The sequence below is a fragment of the uncultured Tateyamaria sp. genome, from assembly GCF_947497045.1.
Taxonomy (GTDB): Bacteria; Pseudomonadota; Alphaproteobacteria; order Rhodobacterales; family Rhodobacteraceae; genus Tateyamaria.
The window spans coordinates 1-12751 of record NZ_CANMEU010000010.1 but is presented as its reverse complement, the minus strand read 5'-3'; the positions used below and the strand labels follow the sequence as shown (position 1 = coordinate 12751).

The 12751-nt window shown below is 54.6% G+C and carries 16 protein-coding genes and 1 tRNA gene; 12 read left to right on the top strand and 5 right to left on the bottom strand.

Annotation, left to right across the window (positions count from 1 at the left end):
- Window positions 1-43: 43 nt before the first annotated feature.
- Window positions 44-739 (bottom strand): NAD-dependent deacylase, encoded by a 696-nt coding sequence (locus Q0859_RS17030; RefSeq protein ID WP_299153434.1) that lies wholly within the window; start codon window positions 737-739, stop codon window positions 44-46.
- Window positions 740-804: 65 nt separating this feature from the next.
- On the opposite strand from Q0859_RS17030, the gene Q0859_RS17025 reads away from it, so the two are divergent.
- Window positions 805-1515 carry a site-2 protease family protein gene (locus Q0859_RS17025; RefSeq protein WP_299153432.1) on the top strand — a complete coding sequence of 237 codons (711 nt, stop codon included), beginning with the start codon at window positions 805-807 and terminating at the stop codon, window positions 1513-1515.
- Here the strand turns inward: Q0859_RS17025 and Q0859_RS17020 are convergent.
- Window positions 1512-2474 carry a LysR family transcriptional regulator gene (locus Q0859_RS17020; protein ID WP_299153429.1) on the bottom strand — a complete coding sequence of 321 codons (963 nt, stop codon included), beginning with the start codon at window positions 2472-2474 and terminating at the stop codon, window positions 1512-1514. The two genes, Q0859_RS17025 and Q0859_RS17020, sit on opposite strands and share 4 nt — an antisense overlap.
- 149 nt (window positions 2475-2623) lie before the next feature.
- Between Q0859_RS17020 and Q0859_RS17015 the strand changes: the two genes are divergently transcribed.
- The 7 genes from Q0859_RS17015 to Q0859_RS16985 all read left to right on the top strand — a co-directional run bounded on the left by Q0859_RS17015 (window position 2624) and on the right by Q0859_RS16985 (window position 6845).
- The gene (locus Q0859_RS17015; protein WP_299153428.1) at window positions 2624-3514 is read left to right on the top strand and encodes a carbon-nitrogen hydrolase family protein; all 891 of its coding nucleotides are present in this window, start codon (window positions 2624-2626) and stop codon (window positions 3512-3514) included.
- 82 nt (window positions 3515-3596) lie between these two features.
- On the top strand, window positions 3597-3815 hold the full coding sequence (gene infA / locus Q0859_RS17010) for a translation initiation factor IF-1 (protein ID WP_005978431.1): 219 nt from the start codon (window positions 3597-3599) through the stop codon (window positions 3813-3815).
- Window positions 3816-3824: 9 nt separating this feature from the next.
- Window positions 3825-4394 (top strand): Maf family protein, encoded by a 570-nt coding sequence (locus Q0859_RS17005; protein ID WP_299153426.1) that lies wholly within the window; start codon window positions 3825-3827, stop codon window positions 4392-4394.
- Window positions 4391-5413 (top strand): ribonuclease E/G, encoded by a 1023-nt coding sequence (locus Q0859_RS17000; protein WP_299153424.1) that lies wholly within the window; start codon window positions 4391-4393, stop codon window positions 5411-5413. Before Q0859_RS17005 ends, Q0859_RS17000 begins: the two co-directional genes overlap by 4 nt.
- The gene (gene yacG, locus Q0859_RS16995; RefSeq protein WP_299153422.1) at window positions 5410-5580 is read left to right on the top strand and encodes a DNA gyrase inhibitor YacG; all 171 of its coding nucleotides are present in this window, start codon (window positions 5410-5412) and stop codon (window positions 5578-5580) included. The genes Q0859_RS17000 and yacG overlap by 4 nt, the downstream gene beginning before the upstream one ends.
- 105 nt (window positions 5581-5685) lie before the next feature.
- Window positions 5686-5760: transfer RNA gene (locus Q0859_RS16990), tRNA-Phe, on the top strand.
- Window positions 5761-6029: 269 nt separating this feature from the next.
- Window positions 6030-6845, top strand: coding sequence for an RES family NAD+ phosphorylase (locus tag Q0859_RS16985; RefSeq protein ID WP_299153420.1), 816 nt, complete (start codon window positions 6030-6032; stop codon window positions 6843-6845).
- A gap of 25 nt (window positions 6846-6870) precedes the next feature.
- Here the strand turns inward: Q0859_RS16985 and Q0859_RS16980 are convergent, their stop codons facing one another.
- The gene (locus Q0859_RS16980) at window positions 6871-8511 is read right to left on the bottom strand and encodes an RNA-directed DNA polymerase (RefSeq protein WP_299153417.1); all 1641 of its coding nucleotides are present in this window, start codon (window positions 8509-8511) and stop codon (window positions 6871-6873) included.
- Window positions 8512-8664: 153 nt separating this feature from the next.
- On the opposite strand from Q0859_RS16980, the gene Q0859_RS16975 reads away from it, so the two are divergent.
- The gene (locus Q0859_RS16975; RefSeq protein ID WP_299153415.1) at window positions 8665-9012 is read left to right on the top strand and encodes a DUF3768 domain-containing protein; all 348 of its coding nucleotides are present in this window, start codon (window positions 8665-8667) and stop codon (window positions 9010-9012) included.
- A 955-nt stretch (window positions 9013-9967) separates the two neighbouring features.
- Here Q0859_RS16975 and Q0859_RS16970 read toward each other — a convergent pair.
- Complete coding sequence (locus tag Q0859_RS16970; protein ID WP_299153412.1) at window positions 9968-10309, bottom strand: helix-turn-helix transcriptional regulator; 342 nt, start codon at window positions 10307-10309, stop codon at window positions 9968-9970.
- A 146-nt stretch (window positions 10310-10455) separates the two neighbouring features.
- Between Q0859_RS16970 and Q0859_RS16965 the strand changes: the two genes are divergently transcribed.
- Both Q0859_RS16965 and Q0859_RS16960 read left to right on the top strand, forming a co-directional pair.
- Window positions 10456-10680: a hypothetical protein gene (locus Q0859_RS16965; RefSeq protein WP_299153409.1), complete on the top strand. Its 225-nt coding sequence runs from the start codon at window positions 10456-10458 to the stop codon at window positions 10678-10680.
- Window positions 10681-10795: 115 nt separating this feature from the next.
- Entirely contained in the window at window positions 10796-10933 is a 138-nt protein-coding gene (locus tag Q0859_RS16960; RefSeq protein WP_299153407.1) for a hypothetical protein, read from the top strand.
- A gap of 162 nt (window positions 10934-11095) precedes the next feature.
- Here the strand turns inward: Q0859_RS16960 and Q0859_RS16955 are convergent, their stop codons facing one another.
- Entirely contained in the window at window positions 11096-11497 is a 402-nt protein-coding gene (locus Q0859_RS16955; protein ID WP_299153405.1) for a hypothetical protein, read from the bottom strand.
- 319 nt (window positions 11498-11816) lie between these two features.
- Between Q0859_RS16955 and Q0859_RS16950 the strand changes: the two genes are divergently transcribed.
- A complete protein-coding gene (locus Q0859_RS16950; RefSeq protein ID WP_299153403.1) occupies window positions 11817-12719 on the top strand; it encodes a hypothetical protein in 903 nt (300 codons plus the stop codon).
- Window positions 12720-12751 lie beyond the last annotated feature (32 nt).

The following is a 12751-nucleotide window of genomic DNA, read 5'->3' as shown; positions in this document are numbered from 1 at the left end:
AACGACACCTCTGCCACGTAAGGCGGAGGTGTCCTCCGCCATCCTAGCCTAAAATCTCGTCAACCCAGGCCGGAACGGTTTGCGAGGCCTTGCCCGGGCGGGTGTCTTCGAACAAGGCGACCGTCTCACCCGGATCAAGATTCATCTCGACGGTTTTAGCCCCGATATGGGTGGCCATCTGCACGAAACCAGCCGCCGGATAGACATTGCCCGACGTGCCGATTGCGGCAAAAATGTCAGCGGCGGCAAGAGCCCGTTCGATCCGCTCCATGTGATAGGGAATTTCGCCGAACCAGACGATGTCGGGGCGGGCACGAGGAGCGGCGCAAGAGGGACAAACCCCGCCCACACGCATCTCAAGAGGTGCAGGCCAGCGATGATCGCAGGCCCTGCATAGCGCCGAATTCAGCGCCCCGTGCATGTGGATCACGTCCGAACTGCCCGCCTTTTCATGCAGATCATCCACGTTTTGCGTCACCAGCGTGACATCGCCCTGATGTTCGGCCTGCAAGCGCGCCAACGCAACATGGCCCGCATTCGGCGTTGCGGTTGCGGCCTGCGCGCGCCGCGCGTTGTAGAAATCGACCACCAGTTGCGGGTTGCGCGCAAAGCCTTCGGGGGTGGCGACATCTTCGATGCGGTGCTGCGCCCACAGCCCACCTTCATCGCGAAAGGTGCCAAGCCCGCTTTCCGCCGATATACCAGCGCCGGTGAGGATCACGATAGAAGGATGTGCCATATTCTCGCTTTGATTGTTTGCTAGATCGTCATGTGACCCCGAGAGCACCCCAGAGGCAAGATCGCATGCACCAAATCGAAACGTCAATTCTGCGGCTGCGCGGACCCTGGGGTGTCCCGATCGAGGTGCAACCCTCGATCCTGTTCCTCTTGTTCCTGATCATTGGCGTCCATGCGGGCGGCGGGGCCGCGGCGATGATCGATGGTGTGATCATTGCGGCCATTCTGGTGGGATCGATCTTGCTGCACGAATTGGGCCACGCCTGGGGCGCGCTGGTGCAGGGGGTTCGCGTCTCACGGATCACGTTGCATGGCGCGGGCGGGACATGTCTGCACGCAGCCGTCCCTGCGCGCCCGTCCGAATTCATCACCGTCATGGGGCCTTTGGTGAACCTTACCCTGTGGGCGGTCCTGTCGCTGCTGGCCGAAGTGATCTGGGCCACCCAACCCACGCCCGGCGCTGGCAATCAGTTCCAGCTGGCTGCGTGGCTGTGGTTTGCAGCCGAATTGAACCTGATGCTGTTCATTCTCAACATGATGCCGGTGCAGCCTTTGGATGGGGGCAAGCTGGCTTTTTTTGCCTTGTCGCGCGCCCTTCCTGACGGGCGCGCCCTGCAAGTCGCCGGGGCGTTTGGCGTCGTCTTCAGCGTGATCTGGGTGCCTGTGATGCTGGTGCTGTTTGTCACCTTCGGCTTCGTGTTTTTGTTTTTGCCAAGCCTGCGGCTGCACTGGTCCATGCTACGCGAGGGGCAGAGCCGCACCCGGACGCAACCCTAGCTGTCAAGCAGGCGCAATTCGCCCGCCAGCCATGGCAACTGGCTGAGTGCGGGTTCGATCATGTGCGTCTGCATCAGCCTGCGCATGGTCTGGGCCACATCGGTGGGCACGTTGCCCGCCCAATCCGCACTGGCATAGAGCGATATCGTACGCGAAAATGGCTTGAAGGGCAGCGGAAACGCCTCAACCTGATCATGGAAGCGGCCTGCGCGCATGAAGCCAAGCGGGGTGGTGACGCTCCACCCGATCCGACGGGCCACCATGGCCATCAGAGCCAAATGGCTGCCGATCTCGAATCGGTCGACCAAGTCGAGCTTTTGGCGCGCCAGATGCGCCTCGATCTGGCGCGAGATCAACTGATCCCGCTCGTAGCGCAACAAGGGCAGATCATGCAGCCGCGCCATCGGGTTTTCAGGGTCAATCATCCCCTTGGGGGCCACAAGGATAAACGGATCGCGCGCCAGCGGGTATTCCAGCACCCCGTCGCGCATCGCCCCGTCACTGGCAGAGATCGCGATGTGCAGCCGTTTGTCCGCGATGGATTGCAGGATTTCATGGCTGGGGGCCGTGGCCAGCGTGAATTTGCAGCGTGTCAGGCTGTCCGCCAGGATCGTGACCAGACGGGGCGTCAGGTCATTCTCGAAATCGTCAATCACGCCGATGGACAGGGCTGACAGATGCGCCAGATCCATGACGGTCAATTCCGATTGGGCCAGCCGCAATTGCGACAACGCCGCCTCGGCCCGCGCAAGAAAGCTGTGGCCCGCGGGCGTCAGTCGCATGGGGCGCTTGCCATGGTCGATCAGATCTGTGGCCAGTGCCGTCTCAAGATTACGCAACTGCTGGCTGACGGCGGGCTGGCTCAACCCTGTCACATTGGCTGCCTGTGCGACGGACCCGGTGGCAGCAAGGGCTTCGAACACTTCAAGACCACGGAGGGTGACGCCTTTGCTCAGCATGCGGGGTCCTTGGATTTAGATTTTGGTTTGGCAAATTCATATCCCGGCTCTTTTAGGAAATAAAGCGGTCATGCGCGTGCAAGATTCGGGTTTTGCGATGATAGCTTGCGCTCTTGTCTTGTCCTTGGACGCTCTGGCACTGTGCGCCAATGAAGATCGCAACCGCCGCCTACCCGTTGGATGTGCTGCCCGATTGGGCCGCATATGAGGATAAATTGACTCGCTGGGTGGCCGAGGCGGCGGATTATGGTGCGCACCTGTTGGTGTTTCCCGAATATGGCGCAATGGAGTTGGCGACGCTTGCGGGCCTTGATGTTGCGGCTGATCTTGAGGCGTCTTTGCATGCGGTGGCTGACCGGCTTGGCGATGCGGATGCGCTGCACGCCCATTTGGCCGATCAATTCGGTGTGCATATTCTGGCCGGTTCCGGCCCTGCAACGACCGCACTGCCCAAGGGTGTGACCCGCCCCGTCAACCGCGCCCGCCTCTTTGCGCCGGGTGGGTCTGTGGGGGTGCAGGACAAACAGATTATGACCCGGTTCGAGGCCGAAACATGGGATGTGGTGCCGGGTGGTCCCTTGCAGGTTTTCGAAACCGCCCTGGGCAAGATCGGCATACTAATCTGTTATGACAGTGAATTTCCGCTTTTGGGGCGCGCGCTGATGGATGCGGACCTGATCCTTGTCCCTTCGGTGACCGAAGCGTTGACAGGCTATTCCCGGGTGCGCATCGGCGCGCAAGCCCGTACGCTGGAAAACCAGTGTGTGACGGTGATGGCGTCGGTCGTTGGCACCGCATCGTGGTCCGAAGCGGTCGACATATCCGTCGGTGCAGGGGGCATTTTTGGCCCGCCGGATGTGGGGTTTCCCGACACTGGGGTCATCGCACTTGGGCAGATGAACACGCCCGGCTGGGTCTACGGCGACGTCGATCTTACCGCCATTGCCCATGTGCGCGCCAATGGGGGCGTGTTGAATCGGCGGGACTGGCATGCCCAAATGGGGCGCGATGATCGGGCAATCGTGACGTCTTTGACCTGATTAGCCCTTGAATTATGGGGACGACAGGCGCATTTAGTGGCGCGTCCGCATCCGCGCGGGCCTGTGTAATCAAGGAGAGACCATGGCCAAGGAAGATACGCTCGAATTTCCCGGTGTCGTAAAGGAACTCCTGCCCAATGCGACGTTTCGGGTCGAGCTTGAAAATGGCCATGAGATCATCGCACACACGGCAGGAAAAATGCGCAAGAACCGGATCCGCGTTCTGGCGGGGGACAAGGTGCAGGTCGAGATGACCCCCTATGACCTGACCAAGGGCCGCATCAACTACCGTTTCAAGTAACCACGTTTCGTGGCTTTTGTCCTAGGGTCAGGAAGCCCGCGCCGCCTTGAGTTGCTGGCGCAATTGGGCGTGGTGCCGGATGCGGTGCGCCCGCCCGATATTGACGAAACACCGGCCCGGGCCGAGTTGCCACGCCCGTATTGCGCCCGCATGGCTCGCGAAAAGGTCGCTGCCGTCGTCGCGGATGCTGATGACGTCGTGCTATGCGCTGATACGACCGTCGCATTGGGTCGCCGCATCCTTGGCAAACCCGCAGATGCGGACGAAGCAGCGGCGTTTTTGCATCTCATGTCGGGCCGTCGCCACCGTGTCATCACTGCCGTTGCCGTGCGCAGAGGACCCCAAATGTGGGAGGTCGACGTGGTCAGCACGGTACGTATGAAAAATCTGTCAGCTGCCGAAATCACCGCCTACCTGGCCACCGGAGACTGGGAAGGCAAGGCGGGGGGCTACGGCATACAAGGCCCCGCCGGTGCGTTGATTCCGTGGATCAGTGGGTCATTTACGGGCATCGTTGGACTGCCCTTGGCAGAAACCGCGGGCCTCTTGCAGGCCGCAGGCATGAAGGTATGGGCATGAAGGGACGTCAGATATTGCTGGACCACATCGCGGGCCGCGAGGCGGCCGCGCTGATGGTGGACGGGGTCCTTAGCGACCTCCTGATCGAAGGTGACCCGCCAAGCCCCGGCACGATCTACCGCGCGGTGACAGATCGCCCGGTCAAAGGGCAGGGCGGCATATTTCTGAAAACCCCGGACGGGTCCGCCTACCTGCGCGGGGTCAAGGGGATCGGGCAGGGCGAAGTGTTGCAGGTACAGGTCACCGGCTACGCCGAACCCGGTAAGGCCATCCCGGTCACCCACAAGCTGCTGTTCAAAAGCCGCTATGCGATTGTCACCCCGGATACGCCGGGCCTGAACCTGTCGCGCCGTATCCGGGACGATGATGTGCGCGATACATTGATGGAACTGGCCCATGAGAGCATGGACGGCTGCGACATGGGCCTGATCCTGCGCTCTGCTGCCGCAACTGCCGCGCCCGACGACGTTGCCGAAGATATCGCCGCCATGCGCGCGTTGGCCGAGCAGGTGGTCGGCGATGAGGGCACGGACCCCGAGGCGCTGACCCTCGGCGATGCGCCGCACGTTCTGGCGTGGCGCGATTGGGTCGATACAGCCGATATCGTGACGGACGAGGGCTGCTTTGAAAGCCATGGCGTGCTGGATGCCATCGACGCGGCGCAGGGTGCCCGCGTGCCTCTGGGCGGCGATATGAGCATGTTTGTCGAACCCACCCGCGCTTTGGTGGCCGTGGATGTGAACACCGGCGCAGATGGGTCCTTCGCTGCCGGTCTGCGCGCCAATATCGCCTGCGCGCGCGCCTTGCCCGCCGCGTTGCGCGTGCGAGGGCTGGGCGGGCAGATCACCCTTGATCTTGCTCCCATGCCCAAGAAAGAACGGCGTAGTTTTGAAGCCACCCTGCGCGCCGCGTTCCGCGCGGATGATGTGGACACCGTGCTGGCCGGGTGGACGCCTTTGGGGCACTACGAGCTGCAACGCAAACGTGCGCGCTTGCCACTGTCGGAGGTGCTGTCGTGACATGTCCCATCTGCCAGAATGAGACGGCAAAGCTCTATCGCCCGTTCTGTTCGCGCCGCTGTGCAGATGTGGATCTGGCACGCTGGATGAGCGGTGGTTACGCGGTCCCTTCCGAACGGGAAGAGGACCGAGGTTTGCCGGATGATGAGGTGCCAACGACGCACTGATCGCACGATTTTGCGCTTGTGGGTTTTTTGTTTGTTTTCCTATGGACAGCGTAGTGTCTTCGTCCTATCACGCGTCCACCCCAGAAGGCTTTGACCTTCATTTGTGCCCGGGTAGCTCAGGGGTAGAGCAGTGGATTGAAAATCCTCGTGTCGGTGGTTCGATTCCGCCCCCGGGCACCATTTAAATCAGCAAAAACAGTAACTTGCCGGGTTTCTGCATTGCAGCGCAAACCGTTGGAAATCCCAAAATACCCTATCACAGTGTTAGCACAGTCGGAAAAACATGAGTTAGCACAGTTAGTTGTGAGCGCCGCGCCGTGCACCTAGCACAGTTCTAGCACAGGCACCTAGCAACGCTCCGTGCCGTGCTTATGGTGCTTCAAGTGCTGGATTGTGAAGCTAGCACGCTGATTTATATTAGGAATTGAGTTATTAGAGGAGCCGTTAAGTTGATCCCACCTGAATATGACATTGAAGAGCTAAAGAAGGCTCTTTTACGCGGTGGTATGACTGACCTTCGATTTTCGACATCGTTTGCTGAACGCATCGTTTCCGCCACGTTAAATAGTGAACAGTTCGAGACGTTGAAAGAAGGATTTGATTTGTTCCGAGCAAGAAATGACTATGAGGAGGATGGCGTAAGCGATCCTGGGCGAATTCACGTCTATCCGCTAGGAGGCGACGAGGTTTGTGCGCCGCCAGCAGAGAAAACCCAATTGGGACGATTCAATGCGCCCCGTGCACCGGTTCTTTATCTTTCAACTACACCTGAGGTTGCGTTGGCCGAGGTAAGAGCGTTGCCATCTGACACATGTACTGTAGCCCATTTTAAAACCCAGAAGCCGTCTAAAATCGGCAAATTGCTTTTGCATGGGAGGGAACCGCTTAGTGTATTGTTAGAAGATGAGCCATCGTCAGAAGGGCTGGAACAATGGCTTCTAGCCCGAACTGCGGAGTTTGTTTCACGTAGTGTTGGGGTTGATGGTAGAGATTTGCATTACCGTGCGTGTGTGCTGATCGCTTCCGCGTTCCAAGAAGCTGGTTTTGACGGTGTTGCATATCGAACGTCTTTTTGGTCGTCAGGTTGGTCCGACGAAGAAAAGTCAAAAAACGAAAATCATGTGCGAGCAGCCAATATCGTGTTCTTTGATCCGAATGCTGCAAAGCCGCAGAGCTCCTTCTTACGTTCAATTAATTGGAAGCGCCCTATTGCGGAGCAAGCTGGAAATAGTGTTTGGAGAGCAAAGCCTGAAGAGGATTCCTGACAGTCAACTACAGGCTTAAGCAGCTTCACATAGCCCCGTGGTCGTCGAACTGTGCCAAGAAGTCTTCTGCGTCCATCTCTGGATCTTGATCAAAATCATCTTCGTCGTCATCGTATCCATAACGAGTGCGGCTGATAGCTCTTTTGCCCTCCTCGCGAACCTTTGAAGAGTGCTCTTTCAAGTCAATCAATTTGATTTGACGCGAAGCCAGGTGCTCAAACTCCTCCGCATTCGATCCGGAAAACGCAGCTTTTGAGAAGCCTTGGGATTTTGCAACCAAGTTCACTAACCAATTGCTATCTACGGACGACAATGGTGCTCCCAGTGCCAGTTTGGGTTTCCGCCCGATTTTTTCGTCGACGAACGCTTGTACAAGCAGTGCTCTGATATGCGCGTTTCTTGATTTGGAAAGCTCAGCAATCATGTCAAACGGTAAGTCAATGTTGCAAACCAAAAGCAGCCAAGTCATCCACAAAACCTCATGGTGATGGTCTAGTGCAAGGCCACGTTTCACAATTATCCCTGCGACCGCAGACCATCCTTCCCTATCCATTTGCAGATCTAACGCGCTGCGCTTGGCAACTAACAAACAAGCATAGTCTATCGTATGAGGGTGCTTGAGGATAATCCTCTGTATGTTTTGTTCAGCAAATTCCCAATCGGGAGATTGATATATTTTGCTTTCATCGAAAGCCCTGAAGAGTATTTTGATCGGGCTGTCTGATCCGACTGCTTGAGCTGTGTCGACGGCCTCAGTGATTGCCCTCTCCAGCTTCGCGTGTAACGACGGTAATCGAAGCATCGGTAATGGGCCAAACCCCGAACCAAAATTCATATGATCGCGCAGTCTCTGCGCCCACAGATCGTTAATCGGCTCCAGACTTGATTGAATTTTCGTCTTCTGGTCGTTCAGGTTAAGTTCATAGGTAGCCAACAGTTCCCGAAGCGATGATAGGACTGATTGTGCGTCATGTTCGGAACGCAGCCCGATGTAGTAGTCATCGACATGTCGAACTGCACCAACGATCAAATCGCCAACTTTCTGCTCCAAATCGTTATCGATCCTGGCCAAGATAAACTCTGCCACAAGTCGGTAAGCATCTGGGCCAACCAAAACCCCTCTAGTATTGCCTCTTTGTCCGTTCCGTATGAAAAAATCTAATGCGTTGAAACTATTGACTGCCGAGTCTTTATTCGTATCGCCCTTCGATGCTTCGACCCCATGGGCCGCCCAAGCAATCGAATGAGTGTAAAGGCTTGGAAAACACTGTGCGATATCTGCTTTCAGCACAAACGGAGCATACTTTAAGTTTTTCGATGCGCGTTTAGAGAGTTCTGACAACGATGGCACCTTAACCGCACGTTCGTCCGTGGGGTTCATTATTTTGGGGAGGCCTATTGAATAGGTGGACAGACCATAGTTCTCCTCAAACTTTGGCCAATTACGCCAAATAAAGCTGGAGATATGAAAGTACGAAATGATGTTCGGCGTACCAAAGAACCGACGACTTCCGTCATGTTTCGTGCCGCTGTACCGTACAAACTCTGTTTTTCTTTCGTGGTACTTTTTGTTGTCGAGATCGGCAGTTATCCCATGAAAAGCGCGTTTTGCATCTTTAGAGACAAAACACGGAGGCAGTGTCTCGGGATAGAGCCCTAAGTTCATCAGATGAAAACGCGAGATCACAACGGCATCACTTCGAATAGTTTCCTTATCGGCAGCATCTATGATTTTTGGGTAACCAGCAATGTGAAGTCTTCAGTCGCTTTCCCAATCATATCGCCATAACGCAGTTGGACCCCGCAGTATGAGGTCCACATGGTATCAGCGACGGTTCAACTTACGGCCCAGCAGAACGACCAGTTCCGACGATGCGATCCCAGCGTTCCAGGGACGCGGTTCCTAACAGCGGGTATCATCGAACTGCTCTCACGGAACAAGGTGGATGGCGATGAGATCGTGCAGATTGTCAGCGAGTTCAACGTATTCACCGAAGGCAATGACCCACACGGGGAGCATGACTTTGGCACCTTTGAATATTTGGGTGAAACCTGCTTTTGGAAAATCGACGCGTATGACAACGACTATTCCATGGGCTCGGATGATCCAACGGACCTAACCAAAACGCGCCGTGTGCTGACGATCATGCTGGCGGAGGAATACTAATGGTGGAGCCGGATCAACTGCCCAAGCCACGATGCAAATCCTGCGGTTCCGCCGTTGTCCTGCGGGATGCATATGCGTGTTGGGACGAAAACCAACAGGAATGGACGCTTCACAGCTGCTACGATGATTTCCGCTGCGAGAACTGTGATGCGCAATCCAAACATGTGGATTGGTTGGTCTGAACAGGTTCTTTTGCGGAGAAGTTCTTGCAAAAAGTTTCGTCAGGAAAGTTTTACTGAGTTTTTACCAGCTTAAGACGTTCAGCTGCGTTGCGTTTCAGCGCTTGCGTAGATTTTTTACCCTATTGAAATAGTGCAGTTATTTTTCGAGAAACGTGATTAAATCAAGGTTTATGGGCGGGTATCTCGGCATCAGAACTAGCTCGATTCCTACGGCCGATTGCGGTAAGGCATCTAAGTTGGCTGTATTTGGATAGTTGAACCATGAGACGTGTATACAAGCTACTCAAACCGATCATTGATGTAATTGACACGGTTCTGAAGCCATTCGCGTGGCTAACGGCGATATTTCTATTTGCAGCAAATCTATGGTCAGACTTACCAGAATCGAGAGTCTTTAGAGTTGTTGAATGGATACAGGGTCAACTTCTTCCCGAACCTAGGATTGTCGAACAGACATCGCTGTATGTTTACTACGAGCTTGGTCCAGATATGTCCCTGACACGCGAAGGAAGATTGTCGCCTATTGATCCTGCAGTACGGTCAACTTATGAAAATCTTGAAGTAGGCGACAACCTGTTTGCTAGCTCAACTGTTCGAATACGAAATGAACCCACAGCAAGTGGAAGCGTCATTGGACGGTTAGCAGCAGGTGATTGCGCTCGCGTTGTAACGAAGGACCATCCATTGACACGCGAACAACTTGGTTCTGCCATTACTGGTGGTTGGATACAAATAACTGATTGTACGAGCGGTTTCGTCGGTGGAGGCGGGTTCTAACCTTGATCCTCTTGCAGCACCTGGCCCAACTTCAGCAGTAGGTTCAGCTGTCGATCATCCATATCAGAGATCATCGAATTTGCCTGCATGAGAAGCCGTTGCCGTGCATCGCTGATATCAGCATCATCCACATCGAAAAACTCCCGCATGGGCAGCCCCAGCACGTTGGCGATGTCATAGAGGGTGGAAAAGTTGGGCGCAGTTTTGCCTCGCTCGATGTTGGATATGGTCTCGAACGCTTTGTCTATGGCTTCCGCCAGCTGTGGTTGGGTGAGACCCTTTTGGGTTCGTGCAGCCTTCACGCGCAACCCGATGTTTCGTTTCAGTTGATCACTCATAACTCGGTTTATAAATCCGTGTAAAGCTCTTGCCCATGCAATGGTGTTTCGTTACTTGTGAGGAATAACGGATTTATGAGCCGATATTTGGTGTGAAACATGATGTTTTGCGCCCAGTGACGCTCACCCTAATGTTGGAGACATATATGAGATTCACCGTTTTGGTTGCCCTGTTCACTGTGTTTGGTGCTGCTGCGGTGGCAGACACTGCCGAGCCAACTGTTTGTGAGGAAGTCAAAAGCCCAGACCCAGCAGTGAGCCCAGATGGGTTTGGTCAAGCAGTGGGCGAACGTGGTGAAACCAATGCAGAAACCCAAGAAGGTGACGCCTATACCGGTGATCCCGCATATGGGGATTGCGATGGTCGCTGATGCTGAGATGTGTTTGTTGGGCTGTTTTACCTCTCTGTGACACGGGCTCCAGCAAGCATTCGACTGAGGGCTTGGACATCAGTTCGAGCCCTCCTTTTTTGTCGGCGGTGTCCCAATGCTGCTGGTGATCAGTGCGATCCTACTGCTGTTTGTGCTGTTGGCTTGGCATTTGCTCAGCAAGGAACCCATCAAACTGAGGTATCTGTTTGGTTTGGGTGTTTTCATCGTAGCGATTTATTGGGCCGTTCTTTGATACTTGGTCGATAAGAACTCCAAGAAACTTTCGTGAGGGAAGTTCTGGAGAGTTTTTCCGGCGAAAATCATCAGTGTTGGTTCAGCATAGCTGGGTGTTGGCATGCAACTTTTGAACAACAACGCATTGATTTCATTGAGCTCTAGATGTGGTTTTCTTGATCTAATCAAGCTTCTTAGGTGCAACTGCCGTCATGCCTGCTGCAACTGGGCGCAATGTTGTCGCCGGTTCCATTGGGTTCTTTGATTTTTGGCTTGCTGGGTTTGACCTGCTGGAGCGAAGCTCATCCCAAAAGATGAATAGGTGAAACCACAAATCTATGGAACCGTGCCGACGGCGTAAGCCGGAGGTGTTGGTGACTTGGATTTGGTAGACAACTGCGTAGCAGGTGTTGCCCGGTAGGGCTTGTTGATCAGTATTGCCACCAAAGGAGACATCTGCGCTAGCGCCACAGATGTAATCCAAACCTGCGCTGTTTGTTGCAGTCATCGCTGACGCTCTTCTGCCAAACAGCTGGGTTTGGCTCTTGAGCTCTTGCTTCGCGTGTTTGGCTGCAATTTCCATCCAAAAGGCGTAACTAAAACTACTTTATATATAAGCATTAAAGTTGCACCTTCGGTGCGAATTTCCGACCAGCTTGACGGCCAGTTGCATCTCGGATTCTGCGGAACCACGCAGTATTTGTCAAAATACAGCGCACCAAGAGCATAAATAGTCGTGAGCCAAAGAGCTCGCTCCGATTGTTGGTCCAAGAACAATCTCGAAGTGTCAAAAGGGGCAATCCCACGGGGTTGCCCCGAACCATTCCCCGTAAGTTAAATGTGTCGATCCAATCCCTTGGCTTTCCATAAATAGCTTTGACATTCGAGATTGGAAAACAACGATGAAACACCCAAAATCAATTTATACCGTCAATGCCTTCGCGGGCAGTGGCAAGACGTACCGAGCCCTGCGTTGGTCGCTCACAGAAGCGATGATCCATCAACGCAAAACCGTGATGGTGTTCAAATCAACCAAGTTGATAAATCAAGCCCATGCGGATGCTGTGGCGTTCGCAGCGGAAAACAACTGGCCGTTGCCCATAACTGCGATCCATTCGGACCTGCTGCATATGAGGCGCTCCAAAATATCCGTTGGTACGCTGATCCAGCAGCATCTTGAAGATGCTCAAGTGGATCAAGGTGAGCTGCTGATGATCACGGAAGTGGCCTTCTTGCAGCTTTTGCATTGGCCCAAGCGATATCAGTGGACCTGCATTTTCGATGAAATCCCACAGGTCGATCCAACGATCAAAAAGAACCTCCCGGAGAACCATCATTTGCTGACCCAGCACATGAGTTTTGTTCCCGACGGTGACAAATACTGTAGAGTTGAAATCGCCGCTGGCAGCAAAACCGCGTTGACGGCGATTGCTGAAAACCCAAGCCGAGACGATGTCAACACAGTGTTGGCTCCCTACGCTCAGCGTTTGATCCACCCCAATTACGACAGTTGGGTTTTGAATGATCAGCTGCAGAGGTTGTTGAACCAACAAGGTGATCCAAAGTCACGGCAGCTGGAACTGTTTTCCCTGTTATTGCCATCTGTGTTCGGCACAGGTGCTCAACGTGAGGCCAATGACACAAAGATCGTCGATGCCTTCGATGATGTGATCATTATGGGGGCTGGCTTTGACATCTCCTTGATGTCACATATTTGGCATGGCCTCGGCGTTGAGTTCCAACCTCACGCAGAGCTGACCTGTAACCCGTCACGGCCTTTGAGACAGACAGCATTGTTTTGCTAAGGGAGTGTCTTTCGCTCATCGTAACCCTTGGA

Excerpts from the sequence above, each read along its gene's own strand:
- Q0859_RS17030 (WP_299153434.1), bottom strand. The coding sequence starts at position 739 with ATGGCACATCCTTCTATCGTGATCCTCACCGGCGCTGGTATATCGGCG.
- Q0859_RS17025 (WP_299153432.1), top strand. The coding sequence starts at position 805 with ATGCACCAAATCGAAACGTCAATTCTGCGGCTGCGCGGACCCTGGGGT.
- Q0859_RS17020 (WP_299153429.1), bottom strand. The coding sequence starts at position 2,474 with ATGCTGAGCAAAGGCGTCACCCTCCGTGGTCTTGAAGTGTTCGAAGCC.
- Q0859_RS17015 (WP_299153428.1), top strand. The coding sequence starts at position 2,624 with ATGAAGATCGCAACCGCCGCCTACCCGTTGGATGTGCTGCCCGATTGG.
- infA (WP_005978431.1), top strand. The coding sequence starts at position 3,597 with ATGGCCAAGGAAGATACGCTCGAATTTCCCGGTGTCGTAAAGGAACTC.
- Q0859_RS17000 (WP_299153424.1), top strand. The coding sequence starts at position 4,391 with ATGAAGGGACGTCAGATATTGCTGGACCACATCGCGGGCCGCGAGGCG.
- Q0859_RS16980 (WP_299153417.1), bottom strand. The coding sequence starts at position 8,511 with ATGAACTTAGGGCTCTATCCCGAGACACTGCCTCCGTGTTTTGTCTCT.
- Q0859_RS16975 (WP_299153415.1), top strand. The coding sequence starts at position 8,665 with ATGGTATCAGCGACGGTTCAACTTACGGCCCAGCAGAACGACCAGTTC.
- Q0859_RS16970 (WP_299153412.1), bottom strand. The coding sequence starts at position 10,309 with ATGAGTGATCAACTGAAACGAAACATCGGGTTGCGCGTGAAGGCTGCA.
- Q0859_RS16965 (WP_299153409.1), top strand. The coding sequence starts at position 10,456 with ATGAGATTCACCGTTTTGGTTGCCCTGTTCACTGTGTTTGGTGCTGCT.
- Q0859_RS16960 (WP_299153407.1), top strand. The coding sequence starts at position 10,796 with ATGCTGCTGGTGATCAGTGCGATCCTACTGCTGTTTGTGCTGTTGGCT.
- Q0859_RS16955 (WP_299153405.1), bottom strand. The coding sequence starts at position 11,497 with ATGGAAATTGCAGCCAAACACGCGAAGCAAGAGCTCAAGAGCCAAACC.
- Q0859_RS16950 (WP_299153403.1), top strand. The coding sequence starts at position 11,817 with ATGAAACACCCAAAATCAATTTATACCGTCAATGCCTTCGCGGGCAGT.